Annotated in this window: 16 protein-coding genes; 3 read left to right on the forward strand and 13 right to left on the reverse strand. The window is 61.8% G+C overall.

Translation table 11 applies throughout. The features are described 5' to 3' along the window. Positions 1-2,754, forward strand: a 2,754-nt coding sequence (locus PHX69_RS01190; RefSeq protein ID WP_288041966.1) for an ABC transporter permease, incomplete at its 5' end; no start/stop codon positions are given. A 2-nt stretch (positions 2,755-2,756) separates the two neighbouring features. Next, a complete protein-coding gene (locus PHX69_RS01195; RefSeq protein ID WP_288041968.1) occupies positions 2,757-3,998 on the forward strand; it encodes a lipocalin-like domain-containing protein in 1,242 nt (413 codons plus the stop codon). A 55-nt stretch (positions 3,999-4,053) separates the two neighbouring features. Here the strand turns inward: PHX69_RS01195 and PHX69_RS01200 are convergent, their stop codons facing one another. Genes PHX69_RS01200 through PHX69_RS01220 form a run of 5 tightly spaced genes read right to left on the reverse strand, consistent with a single transcriptional unit; the run spans position 4,054 to position 8,736 of the window. Further along, on the reverse strand, positions 4,054-5,049 hold the full coding sequence (locus PHX69_RS01200; protein ID WP_119011770.1) for a branched-chain amino acid ABC transporter permease: 996 nt from the start codon (positions 5,047-5,049) through the stop codon (positions 4,054-4,056). 12 nt (positions 5,050-5,061) lie between these two features. Next, complete coding sequence (locus PHX69_RS01205) at positions 5,062-5,946, reverse strand: branched-chain amino acid ABC transporter permease (RefSeq protein ID WP_119011769.1); 885 nt, start codon at positions 5,944-5,946, stop codon at positions 5,062-5,064. 39 nt (positions 5,947-5,985) lie between these two features. Further along, the gene (locus tag PHX69_RS01210; protein WP_288041970.1) at positions 5,986-7,182 is read right to left on the reverse strand and encodes an ABC transporter substrate-binding protein; all 1,197 of its coding nucleotides are present in this window, start codon (positions 7,180-7,182) and stop codon (positions 5,986-5,988) included. Between the two features lie 56 nt (positions 7,183-7,238). Continuing rightward, positions 7,239-7,964, reverse strand: coding sequence for an ABC transporter ATP-binding protein (locus PHX69_RS01215; protein WP_288041972.1), 726 nt, complete (start codon positions 7,962-7,964; stop codon positions 7,239-7,241). Between the two features lies 1 nt (position 7,965). Then, positions 7,966-8,736, reverse strand: a complete 771-nt coding sequence (locus tag PHX69_RS01220) for an ABC transporter ATP-binding protein (protein WP_119011766.1) — start codon at positions 8,734-8,736, stop codon at positions 7,966-7,968. Positions 8,737-9,023: 287 nt separating this feature from the next. On the opposite strand from PHX69_RS01220, the gene PHX69_RS01225 reads away from it, so the two are divergent. Continuing rightward, positions 9,024-10,862: an ABC transporter transmembrane domain-containing protein gene (locus tag PHX69_RS01225; RefSeq protein WP_288041975.1), complete on the forward strand. Its 1,839-nt coding sequence runs from the start codon at positions 9,024-9,026 to the stop codon at positions 10,860-10,862. 115 nt (positions 10,863-10,977) lie between these two features. Here PHX69_RS01225 and PHX69_RS01230 read toward each other — a convergent pair whose 3' ends face one another. Genes PHX69_RS01230 through nuoI form a run of 8 tightly spaced genes read right to left on the reverse strand, consistent with a single transcriptional unit; the run spans position 10,978 to position 18,397 of the window. Beyond that, a complete protein-coding gene (locus tag PHX69_RS01230; RefSeq protein ID WP_119011764.1) occupies positions 10,978-11,454 on the reverse strand; it encodes a DUF1178 family protein in 477 nt (158 codons plus the stop codon). Between the two features lie 30 nt (positions 11,455-11,484). Continuing rightward, positions 11,485-11,793, reverse strand: a complete 309-nt coding sequence (locus tag PHX69_RS01235; protein WP_119011763.1) for a DUF2818 family protein — start codon at positions 11,791-11,793, stop codon at positions 11,485-11,487. A gap of 16 nt (positions 11,794-11,809) precedes the next feature. After that, complete coding sequence (gene nuoN / locus PHX69_RS01240) at positions 11,810-13,303, reverse strand: NADH-quinone oxidoreductase subunit NuoN (protein ID WP_119011762.1); 1,494 nt, start codon at positions 13,301-13,303, stop codon at positions 11,810-11,812. 24 nt (positions 13,304-13,327) lie between these two features. Next, complete coding sequence (locus tag PHX69_RS01245; RefSeq protein ID WP_288041980.1) at positions 13,328-14,803, reverse strand: NADH-quinone oxidoreductase subunit M; 1,476 nt, start codon at positions 14,801-14,803, stop codon at positions 13,328-13,330. Between the two features lie 13 nt (positions 14,804-14,816). After that, entirely contained in the window at positions 14,817-16,841 is a 2,025-nt protein-coding gene (gene nuoL, locus PHX69_RS01250) for an NADH-quinone oxidoreductase subunit L (protein ID WP_288041981.1), read from the reverse strand. A gap of 27 nt (positions 16,842-16,868) precedes the next feature. Then, a complete protein-coding gene (nuoK, locus tag PHX69_RS01255) occupies positions 16,869-17,177 on the reverse strand; it encodes an NADH-quinone oxidoreductase subunit NuoK (protein WP_119011759.1) in 309 nt (102 codons plus the stop codon). Then, a complete protein-coding gene (locus PHX69_RS01260) occupies positions 17,174-17,842 on the reverse strand; it encodes an NADH-quinone oxidoreductase subunit J (protein WP_119011758.1) in 669 nt (222 codons plus the stop codon). Before PHX69_RS01260 ends, nuoK begins: the two co-directional genes overlap by 4 nt. A gap of 45 nt (positions 17,843-17,887) precedes the next feature. Beyond that, positions 17,888-18,397, reverse strand: coding sequence for an NADH-quinone oxidoreductase subunit NuoI (nuoI, locus tag PHX69_RS01265; RefSeq protein WP_119011898.1), 510 nt, complete (start codon positions 18,395-18,397; stop codon positions 17,888-17,890). Positions 18,398-18,411: the final 14 nt, after the last annotated feature.

An 18,411-nucleotide genomic window follows, 5' to 3' on the forward strand; every position in this document is an offset into this window, starting at 1 on the left:
TGGTCGCTGCAAGAGCTGCGCCACCACCCCTGGCGCAGCGCCGCCGCCGCCTGCGCCGTGATGCTGGGGGTGGCGCTGGCGTTTGCCGTACACACCATCAACGCCTCGGCACTGGATGAGTTTGCCCAGGCGGTGCGCAACGTCAGCGGCCAGCCCGATGTGCAGTTGCGCGCGGTGCAAGGCCATTTCAGCGAATCGGTGTACGAGCGTGTGGCCACGCACGCGCAGGTGGCGCGCGCCAGCCCGGTGCTGGAGCTGTCGGTGCTGGCACAGGCGCTGCCCGCTGATGGCGCAGCGCACTATGGCCCAGCCTCTGCCGCGCCCCCTGCGCCCGATACCGACGCTGCACCCGCCCAGTCCACCACTACGACCACACCGGCCAGCACCCCGCTGCGCATCATCGGCGCCGATGCCTTGCTGCTGCCCGCCACAGCCCCGGCCTGGATGCCGCAGGCGTTTTCCAGCCTGCCAGCAGACCGCTGGGCGCTGTTTGCCCCGGCCACGGTGTTTCTCAACGCAGCGGCGATGCAGGCGCTGGGCGTCTCCAGCCAGCCCACGCAAACGCCACTGCTGCTGTTGCAGACCGGGTTACAGCGCGTGCGGGTGCGCGTGGCGGGCAGCATTGCCGCACCGGGCGCACCGCTGGCGGTGATGGACATTGGCGCCGCACAAGACCTGTTCGGGCGCGCAGGCCAACTCACCCGCATCGACCTGCAATGGCAACCGGGCAGCGTGCCCGAGGCAGTGCAGCAGGCGCTCCAAGCCACGCCCGGCTGGCCCGCCAACGTGCTCTGGGCCGAGCCCGGTGATGCGGCCCAGAGCGTGGGCAACCTCACGCGCGCCTACCGCGTCAACCTGACGGTGTTGGCGCTGGTGGCGCTGTTTACCGGGGCTTTTTTGGTGTTTTCGGTGCTGGCGCTGAGCGTGGCGCAGCGTGCCAGCGCTTTTGCCCTGCTGGCGGTGCTGGGCGCCACGCCGCGCCAGCGCCTGCAACTGGTGCTGGCCGAATCGCTGGTGCTGGGGCTGGTGGGCAGCGCTGCGGGCATTGCGCTGGGCACGGCGCTGGCAGCGCTGGCGCTGCGCCTGCTGGGGGGCGACCTGGGCGGTGGTTATTTCACCGGGACACAGCCCGCGCTGCAATGGAGCTGGGCAGCAGCGCTGCTGTACGGCGGCCTGGGCGTGGGGGCAGCGCTGCTGGGCGGCTGGTGGCCCGCGCGGGCGGCGCAGGCGCTGCCGCCCGCGCAAACCCTCAAGGGCCTGGGCCAGGGCAGCATGGGTACACCAGCGGCCTGGCCCGGTATGGTTTTGATAGCTGCCAGCGCTTTGCTGGCCTACGTTCCAACCGTTTTTGGCATACCTTTGGCAGCGTATGTGTCGATTGCCCTGCTGCTGGTCGGCGGCATTGCGCTGCTGCCCTGGGGCGTGGCCTGGGGGCTGCGCTGGTACCACCCGGGCACTGCACCGCACCTGCTGGCGCTGCTGGCCCTGGAGCGCGCGCGGCGCACCCAGCACAGCGCCGCCGTGGCCGTGGGCGGCGTGGTGGCCAGCCTGAGTCTGGCCGTAGCGCTCACGGTGATGGTGACCAGCTTTCGCGGCTCCGTGATCGACTGGCTGGACGCCGTGCTGCCCGCCCCGCTGTACGCGCGCAGTGCCACCAGCACGGGCACCGATGCCCCGGTGTTCAGCCCGGCGCTGTTGCAGCGCATCGCGCAATTGCCCGGCGTGGAGCGGGTACAAGGCACGCGGGTGGTGAACTTGCTGCTGGCCCCAGACCGCCCGGCCATCACACTGCTGGCACGCCCCCTGGGCCCTGAGCCCGCGCGCACGCTGGCACTGGTGGCGCCAGCCCTGCCCGTGCCGCCGGGCCATATCGCCGTGTATGCCAGCGAAGCCATGGCCGCGCTGTGGGGTGCAGCGCCGGGCCAGACACTGCCCGCTCTTTCCAAGGCTTTTATGGCGCAAAGCCAATCACAGAAAGCGCAAACAGCTCCGTTTTTTGTAGCAGGCGTGTGGCGTGACTATGCCCGCCAGACCGGGGCCGTGGCCATGGATGCGGCTGACTACATCCGCCTGACGGGCGACGGCTACGCCAACGACCTGGTCATCTGGCCGCGCAGCAGTGGCACCGGCGCGGGCAGCAGCCGCCCGGACGACACGGGCACCAGCGATGCCGACCTGGCCACCTTGCAGCAAACCATTGAAGCGCTGGCGCAGGCCGAATCGCGACGAACAGGGGCAGCGACGAGCACAGGCACCGAGACCACCAGCGCAGGCGCAGATGCACCGCTGCTGGAATTTGGCACCGCGCAGGCCATCCGCACCCGTTCGCTGCAAATTTTCGACCGCAGCTTTGCCGTCACTTACTGGCTGCAGGCGGTGGCCATTGGCATCGGTTTGTTCGGCGTGGCCGCCAGCTTCAGCGCCCAGGTACTGGCGCGGCGCAAAGAGTTCGGCCTGCTGGCGCACCTGGGCCTGACACGGCGGCAAATCCTCACCGTGGTGGCGGGCGAAGGCGCTGCCTGGACGGGTGCGGGCGCCGTGGCGGGCGTGCTGCTGGGCACGGCGGTGGCCGTGGTGCTGGTACATGTGGTCAATCCGCAGAGCTTTCACTGGACGATGGAGCTGCGCCTGCCCTTGCTGCGCCTGCTGGCGCTGGCCGTGGCCGTGGTGCTGTGCGGCACGCTGACCGCCTGGCTCGCTGGCCGCGCCGCCGCCGGGCGCGATGCGGTGCTGGCAGTCAAAGAAGATTGGTAATGATGAAAAACTGGCCCACCACACCCGCACCTTTATCGGCCTTCTCCACTGCACCCACCTTGTCGCGCCGGCACTGGCTGGCACTGGCGGCGGGGGGGTACGCCGCCAGCGCAGTGCCTGGTGCCCAGGCCCTGCCGCTGCGGCCCTTGCAGTTTCCGCGCGACTTTGGCAGCCACCCCGACCTGCGCACCGAGTGGTGGTACATCACCGGACAGGTGCAGGCAGCCGGGCAACGCTGGGGGTTTCAGGTAACGTTTTTTCGCTCGCGGGTGGATGTGGCCCAGGGCATGCAATCGGCGTTTGCCGCCAAGCAATTGCTGTTTGCCCATGCCGCACTGACCGACCTGCGCGCGGGCAAGCTCTACCACGACCAGCGCATCGCCCGTGCCGGCTTTGGCGTAGCACGCGCCAGCGAGGCCGACACCGACATCCGCCTGCAAGACTGGTCGCTGCGGCGCACCGATCTGGCAGGTGCAGTTGCCAACGCCAGCAGGAACAGTACCGACCACGGCACGGGCACCAGTGCCAGTGCAAGCGCAGCCCCCCTCACCGGCAGCCGCTACACCGCGCAGATCACCGCCACCGGTTTTGCGCTCAATCTGGAATGCGACACCACGCAGCCGCTGCTGCTGCAAGGCCAGCAGGGCCTGTCGCGCAAAGGGCCAGACGCCGCGCAGGCCAGCTACTACTACAGCCAGCCGCAGCTGGCCGTGCGCGGCAGCCTGGTGCTGGGCGGGCAGCGCCTGGCCATAGAGGCGCCCGCTTCCAGCGGCGACAACCGCGCCTGGCTGGACCACGAGGCCAGCCAGGCCCTGCTGCACCCCGAGGCCACCGGCTGGGACTGGATAGGCATGAACCTGCACGATGGCAGCGCACTGACGGCCTTTCGGCTGCGGCGCGCCGATGGTTCGGCACTGTGGGCAGGCGGCTCGTGGCGGGCACCGGGCCAAGCAGCACGGATTTTTGCCGCCACCGAAGTGCAGTTCACGCCACTGCGCTGGTGGCGCAGCCCGCTGGGCGGCACCCGCTACCCGGTGCAGTGGCGGGTGGACACACCCGCCGGGGCCTTTGCCGTGCAGGCCCTGCTCGACAACCAGGAGCTGGACAGCCGGGGCTCCACCGGCGCTATTTACTGGGAGGGCCTGTGCGCGCTGCACACAGCGGGCACAGGCCAGAATGCAGGCCCGGTGGTGGGCTCGGGCTACCTGGAGATGACAGGTTACGCCGCCGCACTGCGGCTATGAAGGCGTGCCCAGCGGCGGCGCCCCGTGGCGCGTGGGGCCGCCCCTGGGCCATGGCTCAGGCTTTTTTGCCGGCCCGCAGGCGCGTCAGCCAGGCGATCAGCTCACCCATGATGCCGCGCCGGAAAGCCAGCACACAGACCACGAAGATCAGCCCCGTGACGATGGTGACCGACTCGCCCAGGGTCTGGAACCATGCGATGCCCGAGACGTTGGCCAACAGCTCGCCCAGGTCGCCAATCTTGTTTTCCAGCAGCACCACCACGGCAGAGCCCACCAGCGGCCCTGACAAGGTGCCCAGCCCCCCCACCAGCGTCATCAGCACCACATGGCCCGAGGCACTCCAGTGGACATCGCTGAGCGTGGCAAAGCCCAGCACCAGCGTCTTGAGCGAACCGGCCAGCCCGGCCAGCGCCGCCGACAGCACAAAGGCCAGCAGCTTGAAGCGGTTGGTGTCGTAGCCCAGCGAGATGGCGCGCGGCTCGTTCTCTTTGATGGCCTTGAGCACCTGGCCATACGGAGAATGGATGGTGCGCACAATGAGCAAAAAGGCCGCCGTCACCACGGCCAGCACCACGTAGTACATGGCCAGGTCGTTTTGCAGATCGATCAGACCGAACAATTTGCCGCGTGGCACGCCCTGCAACCCGTCTTCACCACCGGTGAAGGGCGCCTGCAAGCAGACGAAAAACAGCATCTGTGCCAGCGCCAGCGTGATCATGGTGGAGTAAATGCCCTGGCGGCGGATGGCGAAAAAACCCACGATCAGGCCCAGCAGCGCACCGCTGGCGGTGCCCAGCAGCAAGCCCACTTCCGGGGTAAAGCCCCACACCTTGATGGAATGCCCGGCCGCGTAGGCAGCGCCGCCCAGAAAAGCGGCATGGCCAAACGACAGCATGCCGGTGTAACCCAGCAGCAGGTTGAACGCCGAGGCAAAGAGCGCGAAGCACATGAGCTTCATCACAAACACCGGGTAGGCACCCAGCAGCGGCGCTGCCAGCAAAGCGATGAACAGCAGGCCGTAGCCCAGTGCGGAGAGGTTCTTGGGATTCATGTTGGCGGCCCCTTATTTCTCTTTGCCGAACAGGCCGGCGGGGCGGATCAGGAGAACGATGACCATGATGACAAACACCACGGTGGAAGACGCTTCGGGGTAAAACACCTTGGTGAACCCCTCGACGATGCCCAGGCCCAGACCGGTGAGGATGGAGCCCATGATCGAGCCCATGCCACCGATCACCACCACGGCAAACACCACGATGATGAGGTTCTGCCCCATCAGCGGCGAGACCTGGTACACCGGCGCAGCCAGCACGCCCGCAAAGGCCGCCAGCGCCGCGCCAAAGGCGTAGGTCAGCGTAATCATCACCGGCACGTTGATGCCGAAGGCCTCCACCAGGCGGGGGTTTTCCGTACCGGCGCGCAGGTAGGCGCCCAGTTTGGTTTTTTCGATCACGTACCAGGTGGCAATGCACACCACAATCGACACCACCACCACCCAGGCACGGTAGTTGGGCAGCATCATGAAGCCCAGGTTGGTGGCGCCTTCGAGCAGCTCGGGCGTGTCGTAGCCCAGGCCCGAGACGCCGTAGAACGAGCGAAACAGCCCCTCAATCAGCAGCGTCAGGCCCAGCGTGAGCAGCAGGCCATAGAGGTGATCGAGTTTGTAGATCCAGCGCAAGAGCAGGCGCTCGATGACCACCCCGAACACCCCCACCACCAGCGGCGCCAGCACCAGCATCCACCAGTAGCCGATGCCCAGGTAATTCATGGCCATCCAGGTAATCACCGCCCCCATCATGAACAGCGCACCGTGCGCAAAGTTGATGACGTTGAGCAGGCCAAAAATCACGGCCAGCCCGAGGCTGAGGATTGCGTAAAACGAGCCATTGACCAGCCCCAGAAGGAGCTGGCTGAGCATGGCCGGCAAGGAGACACCAAAAATTTCCATGGGAGGCGGCAGAGGGTAAGGGTGTGTCAGGTCAAGGGCTTATTTCCAGAGAGCGCACTTGCTCTCGGCCTTGGTGGTGAAAACCTGGTCGCCGGGCAGCTTGGTGACGACCTTGTAGTAATCCCAGGGCTGCTTGGACTCGGCGGGGGACTTGACCTGCATCAGGTACATGTCGTGCACGTAGCGGCCATCGGGTCGGATGGTGCCTTTGGCATAAAAGTCGTCCAGCGGCGTGCTCTTGAGGTAGGCCATGACCTTGTCGGCGTCTTCGGTCTTGGTGGCCTGCAACGCCTTGAGGTAGTTCATGGTGGCCGAGTAGTTGGCAGCCTGGATGTCCGTAGGCATGCGCTTGGTTTTCTCAAAGAACTTCTTGCCAAAAGCGCGCGTCTGGTCGTTCAGGTTCCAGTCCCAGCTGGTGGTCAGCAGCAAGCCTTCGGTGTTTTTCAGGCCCAGGCTGTGGACATCGGTGATGAACACCAGCAGGCCTGCCATCTTCATGCTCTTGCCCACGCCAAACTCTTTGGCCGCCTTGATGGCGTTGATGGTGTCGCCGCCCGCATTGGCCAGGCCCAGCACCTGGGCCTTGGAGTTTTGCGCCTGGAGCAGGAAAGAGGAGAAGTCCGACGCATTGAGCGGGTGGCGCACCGCCCCGGCCACGGTGCCGCCCTTGCTCTTGACCACGGCAGCGGCATCGCGCTCCAGCAGTTGGCCAAAGGCGTAGTCGGCGGTCAGGAAGAACCAGCTCTTGCCGCCCTGATCGACCAAAGCGCCTGCGGTGCCCTTGGCCAGCGCCACGGTGTCATAGGCGTAGTGAACGGTGTAGGGGGTGCATTGCTCGTTGGTCAGTGCCGAGCCACCTGCACCATTGACCATGAAGACGCGCTTTTTCTCGTTGGCGATCTGGGCCATGGCCAGCGCCGTGCCCGAGTTGGTGCCACCAAAGAGCATGGTCAGGCCCTGGGTGTCAATCCACTCGCGCGCCTTGGTGGCGGCGATGTCGGCCTTGTTCTGGTGGTCGGCTGACAGCAACTCGATGGACTTGCCGTTGACCTTGCCGCCAAAGTCGTCGATGGCCATCTGGATGGCCAGGGCACCGTTTTTGCCATCCACGTCCGAATACAGGCTGGACATGTCGGTGATGAAACCGATCTTGACCTTCTCCTGGGCATGGGCCAGCGGCGCGGCCAGACCTGCGGCGCCCAGCATCATGGCCAGCACGGTAAGTTTGTTTTTCATGGATGTCTCCTGTTGTCGTGGTGAAAAATGAAGAAGAAGCAATGCCGCCGTGCGGCTCAAACGCCCAGCAGTTCGTTGAGCACGGGCATTTTTTCTGCCAGCTCGCTGGCGCCAAAGCGCTCGACGATGCGGCCATGCTCCATCACATAGAAGCGGTCGGCCAGCGGCGCAGCAAAGCGGAAGTTCTGTTCCACCATGACCACCGTGTAACCGCGCTGGCGCAGCGTGGTGATCATGCGGGCCAGCGCCTGCACGATGACGGGCGCCAGTCCTTCGGAGATTTCGTCCAGCAGCAGCAGCTTGGCGCCCGTGCGCAGGATGCGCGCCACGGCCAGCATTTGCTGCTCGCCGCCCGACAGGCGCGTACCCTGGCTGTGGCGGCGCTCGGCCAGGTTGGGAAACATGGCGTAAATCTCGTCCACGCTCATGCCGGGCGTGCCCGTCTTGAGCAGGGGCGGCAGCAGCAGGTTCTCTTCGCACGACAGGCTGGAGAAGATGCCCCGCTCTTCCGGGCAGTAGCCCACGCCCAGGTGGGCAATGCGGTGCGTGGCCATGCCCACGGTTTCCACACCATTGATCTTGACGGAGCCCTTGCGCGCGCCCGTCAGTCCCATGATGGCGCGCATCGTGGTGGTGCGGCCTGCGCCGTTGCGGCCCAGCAGCGTGACCACCTCGCCAGGATGCACCACGATATCCACGCCGTGCAGCACATGCGACTCGCCGTACCAGGCTTGCAGGTTGGTGATCTCCAGCGCGGGGGTGTTGGCAGATACAGTGGCCATGTCAGTGTGCTCCCTGCAATTGGCCATCGGTGGTGCCCATGTACGCTTCCATGACCTGCGGGTTGCTCGACACCTCGGCGTAGGCGCCTTCGGCCAGCACAGCGCCGCGCTGCAACACGGTGATGCGGTCGGCGATGGTGGAGATGACTTTCATGTTGTGCTCGACCATCAAAATGGTGCGCCCAGCAGAGACTTTCTTGATGAGCTGCGTGACGCGGTCCACGTCCTCGTGGCCCATGCCCTGCGTGGGCTCGTCCAGCAGCATGAGTTCGGGCTCCATGGCCAGCGTGGTGGCAATCTCCAGCGCGCGCTTGCGGCCATAGGGCAGGTTGACGGTGAGCTCGTCGGCCAGGTCTTCCAGGCCCACTTCAGTGAGCAGCTGCATGGCGCGCTCATCGAGTTGGCGCAGGCTGCGTTCGCTGCGCCAGAAATGGAACGCTGTGCCCAACTTGCGCTGCAAGCCGATGCGCACGTTCTCTATCAAGGTCAGGTGCGGAAACACCGCCGATATCTGGAACGAACGGATCACGCCCCGGCGGGCAATCTGCGCCGGTGCCTCGCGGGTGATGTCGTGGCCGTTGAAGCGGATGGTGCCCGAGGTGGGCTCCAGAAACTTGGTCAGCAGATTGAAGCAGGTGGTTTTGCCTGCACCGTTGGGGCCGATCAGGGCATGGATGGAGCCCCGGCGCACCGACAGTGTCACGTCGCTGACCGCGGTAAAGCCCTTGAACTCTTTGGTCAGGTGCTGGGTTTCAAGTATGACGTCGCTCATTGCGCCTTGGCCGCTCCGTGTAAATCAACAAAACGCGCCCCGATGGCGCGCCCTCGCAGGTGCTTTGCTGCATCGCATCCTAGGGCGCACCCTTCCTGCAAGCACTGGGGCTAACGCCTATGTATTAATGCCTAAGGGAAAACTACCCCCCGATGGCAGTGGCGATGGCCTGCACCGGGCATGGCCCGATTTACAAGCCAAAAACCGCTCTAAGCCTTACAGGATGTGCGCTAGCAGCTATCAAAAACACCACGAAACGGCCAAGGCACAAGCCCTACACTGCGACCATGGCCTCTTCCCCTTCCGCTTCTACACCGGCGCGTGGCGCGCCGCGCTCACTCACCGGACTGCTGCCTTTTCTGCGCCCCTACCGCTGGCGTATCGCAGTAGCCGGGTTGTTTTTGCTGCTGGCGGCGCTGGCCACACTGGCTTTTCCGTGGGCGCTGCGCACACTGATTGACACGGGCCTGGGCGCAGGCAGCGCAGGCGCGGGCAATGCGGACAACGCAGGCGCGGCCACGCTGGCACTGCGCCAGCACTTTGGCCTGCTGCTGGCCATTGCAGTGGCGTTGGGCATTTTTTCTGCCGCGCGCTTTTACCTGGTGAGCTGGCTGGGCGAGCGCGTCACTGCCGACCTGCGCAATGCCGTGTACGCCCATGTGCTGCAACAAAGCCCACAGTTTTTTGAAACCACGCAGACCGGCGAAGTGCTCTCGCGCCTGACCACCGACACCACGCTGGTGCAAACCGTGGTGGGCTCGTCGCTGTCGATGGGGCTGCGCAATGCGGTCATGGCCGTGGGGGCGCTGGCCATGCTGGTCTGGACCAATCCACGCGCCATGGCCATCGTGCTGCTGATGCTGGTGCTGGTGGTACTGCCGGGCATGTGGATAGGTCGGCGCGTGCGCCGCCTCTCGCGCGCCAGCCAGGATCGGGTGGCCGACTCCAGCGCCCTGGCCGCCGAGGTGCTCAATGCCGTCAGCGTGGTGCAAAGCTACACCGCCGAGCCGCGCGAAGGGGCACGCTTTGCCCAGGCCACGCAGGCCGCGTTTGACACCGCCGTGCGCCGCACCCGCACACGGGCGCTGCTGGTGGCTTTCATCATCATTGCCAACGCGGCGCTGCTGCTGTGGGGTCTGTACCAGGGCACACAGGCGGTGCTGGCTGGCCAGACCAGCGCCGGGCACCTGGGGCAGACGGTGCTGTACGTGATGCTGCTGGCCGGTGCCGTGGCCGTTCTGGGCGAGGTGTATGGCGACTTGCTGCGCGCCGCCGGTGCCACCGAGCGACTGATGGAACTGCTGGACAGCGCATCGCCCGTGGCATCGCCTGCGCAACCGCGCGCACTGCCTGACACGGGCCGGGGCCTGGCCGTGCGCCTGAACGCAGTGGATTTTCACTACCCTTCCCGCCCCGGTCACATGGCCTTGCACAACGTCACTTTGGCGCTGGAGCCCGGCGAAACCGTGGCCCTGGTGGGTACCAGCGGGGCGGGCAAAACCACCGTGTTCCAGCTGCTACAGCGCTTTTACGATGTGGACAACGCCCCGGGTTCGGGCCAGGGCATTTACCTCAACGGCGTGGATGTGCGCGAACTGGCGCTGCCCGAAGTGCGCCGCCAGATCGGCACAGTACCGCAGGATGCAGTGATCTTCTCAGCCAGTGCGCTGGACAACATCCGCTATGGTCGCCCCGACGCCACAGACGCCGAAGTCATCGCTGCTGCCAAGGAGGCCTTTGCCCACGATTTTTTGCAGGCACTTCCCGAGGGCTACGCCACCTTCCTGGGCGAGCGCGGCGTGCGCCTGTCGGGCGGGCAACGCCAGCGCATTGCCATTGCCCGCGCACTGCTGAAAAACCCGCTGCTCTTGCTGCTGGACGAAGCCACCAGCGCCCTCGATGCCGAGAGCGAGCGCATGGTGCAGGCAGCGCTGGACGCGGCACTGCAACGCCACAGTGGTTTGCGTACCACCTTGGTCATCGCCCACCGGCTGGCCACAGTGCAAAACGCCGATCGCATCGTGGTGCTGGAGCACGGGTGCATCGTGGAACAAGGGAGCCACGCCCAATTGCTAGCACAGGATGGCGTGTACGCGCGGCTGGCGGCGCTGCAATGGGCCACGTAACGGATGGACACAGCCTGCAATTCAGAACAAAAAGTGGCCCTAAAGCTTACCAGTCGGGCGCAAGCAGCTATCAAAAAAGAAGCATTTAGCGCCCTGCCTGCTGCCTTGCAAGCGGTTAATGCAAGGTTTTGGTAGCGATGCCGGGCAAGGGTAAAACGGCAATGCCTTCGTCGAGCAACTGCACAGTTTCTTCGCGGCTGGCTTGGCCGCGGATAGCGCGCTCAGGCACCTCACCGTGGTGCATGCGCCGCGCCTCATCGGCAAAGTGCGCGCCAACGTCTTCGGTTTGGGCAACAATCTTGCGCGCCACCTCCAGCCACGCTGCCTGCAACGAGGCCACAGAATGGTCAGCGCCACCCGCGGCAGATGCGGGCAAAGGAGTGGACGCGGCGGGCAGTACAGGTTCTTGTGCACTGACCGTCCGGGCACTGCGCTGAATGCGCGGCGCACTCAGCACCTTGCGCACCTGGGAGTCACCACACAATGGGCACTGCAACAGGCCACGCTGGTGCTGGTCTTGGAAATCTGCTTCACTGCCAAACCAGCCCTCAAAGGTGTGGTCGTTCTGGCAACACAGATCAAGCACTTTCATAGCGCATCAACGGTCAGGCGCTGACAATTTTCAGGCGCCACGGTGACGCACCAGGTAGCGGTAGACAAAGCCCGGAAAAGCCAGCGTCACAAACAGCGTGCCGGTGATGGCGTAGAACTCCCAGCCTTGGGGGGCAATTTGCCCGGCACGCTGTTCCAGCAGCAGGGCAAAAGTACCGACCACAAAGTACAGCACCACCAGCTCCAACAAACGCAGCCACAGGCTTTTGTGCGATGCCAGCGCAGGCCCCGCCGCCAGCAGGCGCTGGTTGACAAAGGGCAAGTTAGCGGCAATGCAAGCCGCCACGATCACCATCCAGATGGAAGCAGTTTGGGACACGAGGCAGGCAGATGTATCAGGTGGCCAGCGAACGCACGATGGCATCGGCACACAAAGCCATCAAGCCACCGGGCAGAATGCCCAGCACCAGCACCAGAGCGCCGTTGAGCGTCAGCACCACGCGCACTTCCAGCGAAGCGGACACCCGGGTGGCGGTGAGCGGCGCATCAAAGTACATGACCTTGACCACGCGCAGGTAGTAGAAAGCGCCAATCAGCGACATGACCACCGCAAACACGGCCAGCGCAATGTACAAGCCCTGGCCCGATGCCATCAGCGACTGCAACACTGCCAGCTTGGCATAGAAACCCACCAGCGGAGGAATACCGGCCATGGAGAACAAGCACACTGCCAACACACCTGCATACAGCGGGCTGCGCTGGTTGAGGCCAGCCATGTCGGCAATTTCTTCGCTCTCGAACCCTTCGCGGGCCAGCAGCAGGATGACGCCAAAGGCAGCCAGCGTGGTCAGCACATAAGTGACCACGTAGAACATGGAAGCGCTGTAGGCGCCCTGGATGGTCGAGGCTTCGACGTTGCCGTTGATCACGCCAGAGAGCAAACCCAGCAATACAAAACCCATTTGCGAGATGGTCGAGTACGCCAGCATGCGCTTGAGGTTGGTTTGTGCAATGGCGGCCAAGTTACCGACCAGCAGCGAGGCAATCGCCAGCACGGCCAGCATTTGCTGCCAGTCAATGGCCAACGGCAGCAAGCCATCCACCAGCAAGCGCATGACGATGGCAAAAGCAGCCAACTTGGGCGCGCCACCGATCATCAGTGTGACCACAGTGGGGGCACCCTGGTACACGTCGGGAACCCACATGTGGAATGGCGCAGCGCCCAGTTTGAAGCCCAGGCCCGCCACGATGAACACCACGCCAAACACCAGCACCTGGTGGCGAATCTGACCGGAGTTCACAGCCTTGAAGACCTCACCGATGTCCAGCGAACCTGTGGCACCGTACACCATCGACAGGCCATACAGCAGAAAGCCGCTGGCCATGGCGCCCAGTACAAAGTACTTCATGGCTGCTTCTGTGGCTGTGGCGTGGTCACGGCGCAGTGCCACCAGCGCATAACCTGACAGGGTGAGCAATTCCAGGCCCAGGTAAATCACCAGAAAGTTGTTGCCGCCGATCATGATGAACATGCCCAGCAACGAGAACATGCCCAGGGTGAAGAGCTCACCACCGCGCAGCATGTCACGGTCGGCAGCGTAAGGGCGGCCATAGATCAGCGTGACCATCATGGCCACGGTAGCAAAACACTTGAGCCAGTTTCCCATGGGGTCACTGACCACCATGTTGCCAAAGCCATAAAAGGTGTTGCCGCTGCTGGCATACACGCCTTGGAGCACGGCCACCACCGCCAGCGTCAGCAGGGTCAGGACGTAGGTGGGCGTGCGCCGGGCACTGGTCACACCCAGATCTACCAGCGCAATCACGCAGGTCATGACCAACAGCAGAATCTCTGGGTAAATGGCTAGCCAACTGATGTTGTCAATCATCTCGGGTCTCTCAATTCAGTCTGGTCAGTTGAGCTTGGTCAGTGCCACATGCTTGAGCAGCTCGGCCACAGAAGCGTCCATCACGTCCGTGAAGGGGCGAGGGTACACACCCATATACAGCACTGCCACGGCCAGCACGGCCATGATGAAGAACTCGCGGCGGCCGATGTCGAGCAAGGCTTTCACGTTTTCATTGCCCACGGGACCCAAGTACACACGCTTGAACATCCAGAGGCTGTAAGCGGCACCCCAGATCAATGCGGTGGCAGCGGCCAGACCAATCCAGAAATTGGCCTTGACGGCAGCCAGGATCACCATCCACTCGCCCACGAAACCGGCAGTTCCGGGCAGGCCGCAATTGGCCATGGTGAACAGCAGCGCAAAGGCAGCAAACTTGGGCATGGTGTTGACCACGCCGCCGTAGTCGGCGATTTCACGCGAGTGCATGCGGTCGTAGAGCACGCCAATCGACAGGAACATGGCGCCAGAGACAAAGCCGTGGGCAATCATTTGCACCAAGCCTCCGGATACACCGAGGTCGTTGAAGACAAAGAAGCCCAAGGTGACAAAGCCCATGTGCGCCACAGACGAGTAAGCCACCAGCTTCTTCATGTCTTTTTGCACCATGGCCACCAAACCGACGTAGAGCACGGCCACCAGGGACAGCGTAATCATCAGCCAGGCCCACTCACGCGAAGCATCGGGGGCAATGGGCATAGAGAAACGCAGGAAACCATACGCACCCAGCTTCAGCATGATGGCAGCCAGTACGGCAGAGCCGCCAGTGGGCGCCTCGACGTGTACGTCAGGCAGCCAGGTGTGTACTGGCCACATGGGCACCTTGACAGCAAAAGCAGCAAAGAACGCAAAGAACAGCAACGTCTGCGCGCGCGCATCCAATGGCAGTTTGTGCCAAGCGGCGATATCAAAGCTGCCACCCGACTGGTGGTACAGGTAGATCAGGGCAATCAGCATCAGCAAAGAGCCCAGCAGCGTGTACAGGAAAAACTTGAACGCTGCATAGATCCGGTTCGGACCGCCCCAGATACCGATGATGAGGTACATCGGTATCAGCGTGGCCTCAAAGAACACGTAAAACAGCATGCCATCAAGCGCGCTGAATACACCGATCATCAAACCCGACAGGATCAGGAACGCCCCCATGTACTGGTTGACGCGCTCGGTGATGGACTCCCAGGAGGCAATCACCACGATGACCGTGATGAAAGCAGTCAGGGGGACAAACCAGAAGGAAATGCCGTCTACCCCAAGGTGGTAGAAGATATTGAAGCTCTCAATCCAGGGGGCCTTTTCGACAAACTGCATCGCAGCAGTGCCCAGTTTGAAACCTTCGTACAACGGCAAAGTAACAGCAAACCCGATCAGCGAACCAATCAGGGCCAACCAGCGAACAGCCTGAACCTGGCTCTCACGCCCCAAAGCCAGCAGCAGCGCACCAAACGCGATTGGCGTCCAGATGGCAAGACTCAACAAACCCATTTTTGTTTTTCTCCTACTTGTTGAGCCAGACAAACCAGGTCATCAGGACAAAAATGCCCAGAAGCATGACCAATGCATAGTGGTACACATACCCCGTCTGCATGCGGCGAACCAGCCCTGCAATCCATCCCACCAGCTTCCAGGAGCCATTGACGAGCGTGCCATCAATCACTGCCTGGTCACCACCCTTCCACAAACCCACGCCCAAAGCACGGGCACCGCGCGCCAGGATGTTTTCGTTGATCCAATCCAGGTAGTACTTGTTTTCAAGCAGGGTGAACACCGGCATGAAGGTTCTCTTGATGGCAGCAGGCAAAGCTGGATTCACCATGTACATGTAGTAGGACAAGGCTACACCAGCCAGTGCCAGCCAGAACGGCGCTGTCATCAGACCGTGCGTGGCCATGGCCATGGGGCCATGGAAAATCTCTGCCAGTTTGGCCATGGCAGGGTGCTTGACGGGATCGACAAAAATCACGCCTTTGAAGAAGTCACCAAACAGCATGGGCTGGATGGTCATGAAACCGATCACGACCGAAGGAATCGCCAACAACACCAATGGAACCGTCACCACCCAAGGAGATTCGTGCGGCTTGGCATCGTGGTGGTCACCATGACCATGATCGTCGTGGTGGTGGTGTGCATCAGGATTCTGGTCGTAACGCTCTTTGCCGTGGAACACCAGAAAATACATGCGGAACGAATAAAAAGCCGTCACAAAGACACCCGCCAGGACGGCAAAGTGTGCAAAACCAGCGGCAGGCAAGTTACTGAAATGAACAGCCTCAATGATGCTGTCTTTGGAATAGAAGCCCGAGAACAGCGGTGTACCGATCAGTGCCAGCGAACCAAGCAACGAAGTAATCCAGGTGATAGGCATGTACTTACGCACAGCGCCCATCCAGCGGATGTCCTGATTGTGGTGCATTCCCATAATGACCGAACCAGCCCCCAGGAACAGCAAAGCCTTGAAGAAAGCGTGCGTCATCAGGTGAAAGACAGCCACCGAGTATGCTGATGCACCCAACGCCACGGTCATGTAACCGAGCTGCGACAGGGTGGAATAAGCCACCACGCGCTTGATGTCGTTCTGGATGATGCCCAGGAAACCCATGAACAAAGCGGTAATAGCGCCAATCACCAGAATGAAGTTCAAAGCCGTATCCGACAACTCAAACAGTGGCGACATGCGCGCCACCATGAAAATGCCTGCCGTCACCATGGTGGCAGCGTGGATCAGCGCGGAAATGGGTGTGGGGCCTTCCATCGAGTCGGGCAACCAGACGTGCAGCGGAAACTGCGCGCTCTTGCCCATAGCGCCGATGAACAGACAGATACAGATGACCGTGATCAACATCCAGTCGGTGCCTGGGAAGGTCAAAGCACCCAAGGCGCCGGTCTGGCCAAAGAGTTCGGTGTAATTGAGAGTGCCGGTATAGGCAGCAATCAGGCCAATACCCAAGATGAAGCCAAAGTCACCAATACGGTTGACCAAAAACGCTTTCATGTTGGCAAAAATAGCCGATGGTTTGTTGAACCAGAAACCGATCAGCAGATAGGAAACCAGACCCACAGCCTCCCAACCGAAGAAAAGCTGTAGCAGATTGTTGCTCATGACCAGCATGAGCATGGAAAAGGTAAACAGCGAGATGTAAGAGAAGAAGCGGTTATAGCCTTCGTCCTCTTCCATGTAGCCAATGGTGTAGATATGCACCATCAATGACACGAAGGTCACTACGCACATCATCATCGCTGTCAGGCTATCGACCATAAAGCCCACTTCCATCTTGAAACCACCCACCACCATCCAGGTGTAGAGGGTTTCATTGAAGCGGGCACCATCCATGGCAACGCTCTGAAGCGTCATGGCAGACAGGATGAATGCCACCAAAACACCAGCGATGGTGAGCGTGTGCGAGACGCGGCGGCCAATCCAGTTGCCACCAAATGCCGTACCGAAAATACCGGCGAGCAAAGCGCCCGCCAGCGGCGCCAGCGGAACAGCCAGAAGCGTTGAAGCAGAAAGGGTTTGACTCATTGTGGAGAACCTTGCATGTCCGTCGGATCAACCGCGGAGGGTGTCGAGGGTGTCCGCGTCGATATTGGACTTATTGCGGAACAGCAGCACCAAGATGGCCAAGCCAATAGCCGACTCAGCAGCAGCGACGGTCAGAATGAAAAACACAAAAACCTGTCCATGCATATCGCCCAGGTAATGGGAGAACGCAACGAAGTTCATATTGACAGCCAACAACATCAGTTCAATGGCCATGAGCAAGACGATCAGATTCTTGCGATTCAAAAATATACCGATCACTGCCAAAGCAAACAGCATTGCTCCAAGTGAAAGAAAATGCCCCAGAGTCAATGTCATGCCTTTTTCTCCTCACCAGCAGAGACGACAACACTATCAGCTGCCGCTTTTTGTGTAGCCGTCACTTTTACAAGGCGCACACGGTCCGCAGAACGCACACGCACCTGTAGCGCTGGATCAATAGCCTTGCTGTCTTTCCGACGGCGCAGGGTCAATGCAATGGCAGCGACCATACCCACCAGCAAAATCACCGAAGCAATTTCTACGGGATAAAGATATTTGGTGTACATCAACTGGCCAAGTGCCTTGGCATTGGAGTAAGGCACCACATTACCGGCAGCATCCAGAACAACGGCCAATGCTTTAGGCTCATCCATGCCACCAAAGCCACCCATCAATATCGCAGCCATTTCAAGTGCAATCAGCACACCCATGGTGGCGGCCAGTGGGAAATGCTTCCAAAAACCTTGTCGCAGCGCATCTTCTCTGATGTCTAGCATCATGACGACGAACATGAAAAGCACCATGACGGCACCCAGGTACACCAGCACCAGGACGATGGCCAGAAACTCGGCTTTGAGCAGCAACCACACACCGGCAGCCTGCGAAAAAGCCAACATCAAATGCAAAACGGCATGCACTGGATTGCGGGCAGTAACGACCCGAAAGGCCGCATACAGCAGCACTACCGAGAATAGATAGAAAAAACCAGTCTTGGCGTCCATGAGTCAGTTCTTTGTAAGAGGTCAGGCGTCAATGCACGCGCAATATCAGCGGTATTTGGCGTCCGCTGCCTTGGCTGCAGCGATTTCGCCTTCGTAGCGGTCACCCACGGCCAACAACATGTCCTTGGTGAAATACAAATCGCCACGCTTTTCCCCGTGGTATTCGAGAATTTGCGTTTCGACGATCGAATCCACTGGACAGCTTTCCTCACAAAATCCACAAAAAATGCACTTGGTGAGATCGATGTCGTAGCGGGTGGTACGGCGCGAACCGTCTTCGCGAACATCCGACTCGATAGTGATAGCTGTCGCAGGACAGACAGCCTCGCAGAGTTTGCAGGCAATGCAACGCTCTTCGCCATTTTCATAGCGGCGCAAGGCGTGCAGACCCCGGAAACGTGGCGACAACGGTGTTTTTTCCTCTGGAAACTGCACCGTTACTTTGCGGCGGAAGGCATAGCGCCCGGTCAAGGTCATCCCCTTGATCAGCTCCACCAGCATGAAGCTTTTGAAAAAATCCTTGATGGAAAAGGATGCAGCAGCAACAGCAGCCATTTGTGTATCCCCGC

Source organism: Simplicispira sp. (assembly GCF_028687295.1).
Lineage (GTDB): Bacteria > Pseudomonadota > Gammaproteobacteria > Burkholderiales > Burkholderiaceae_C > Simplicispira > Simplicispira metamorpha.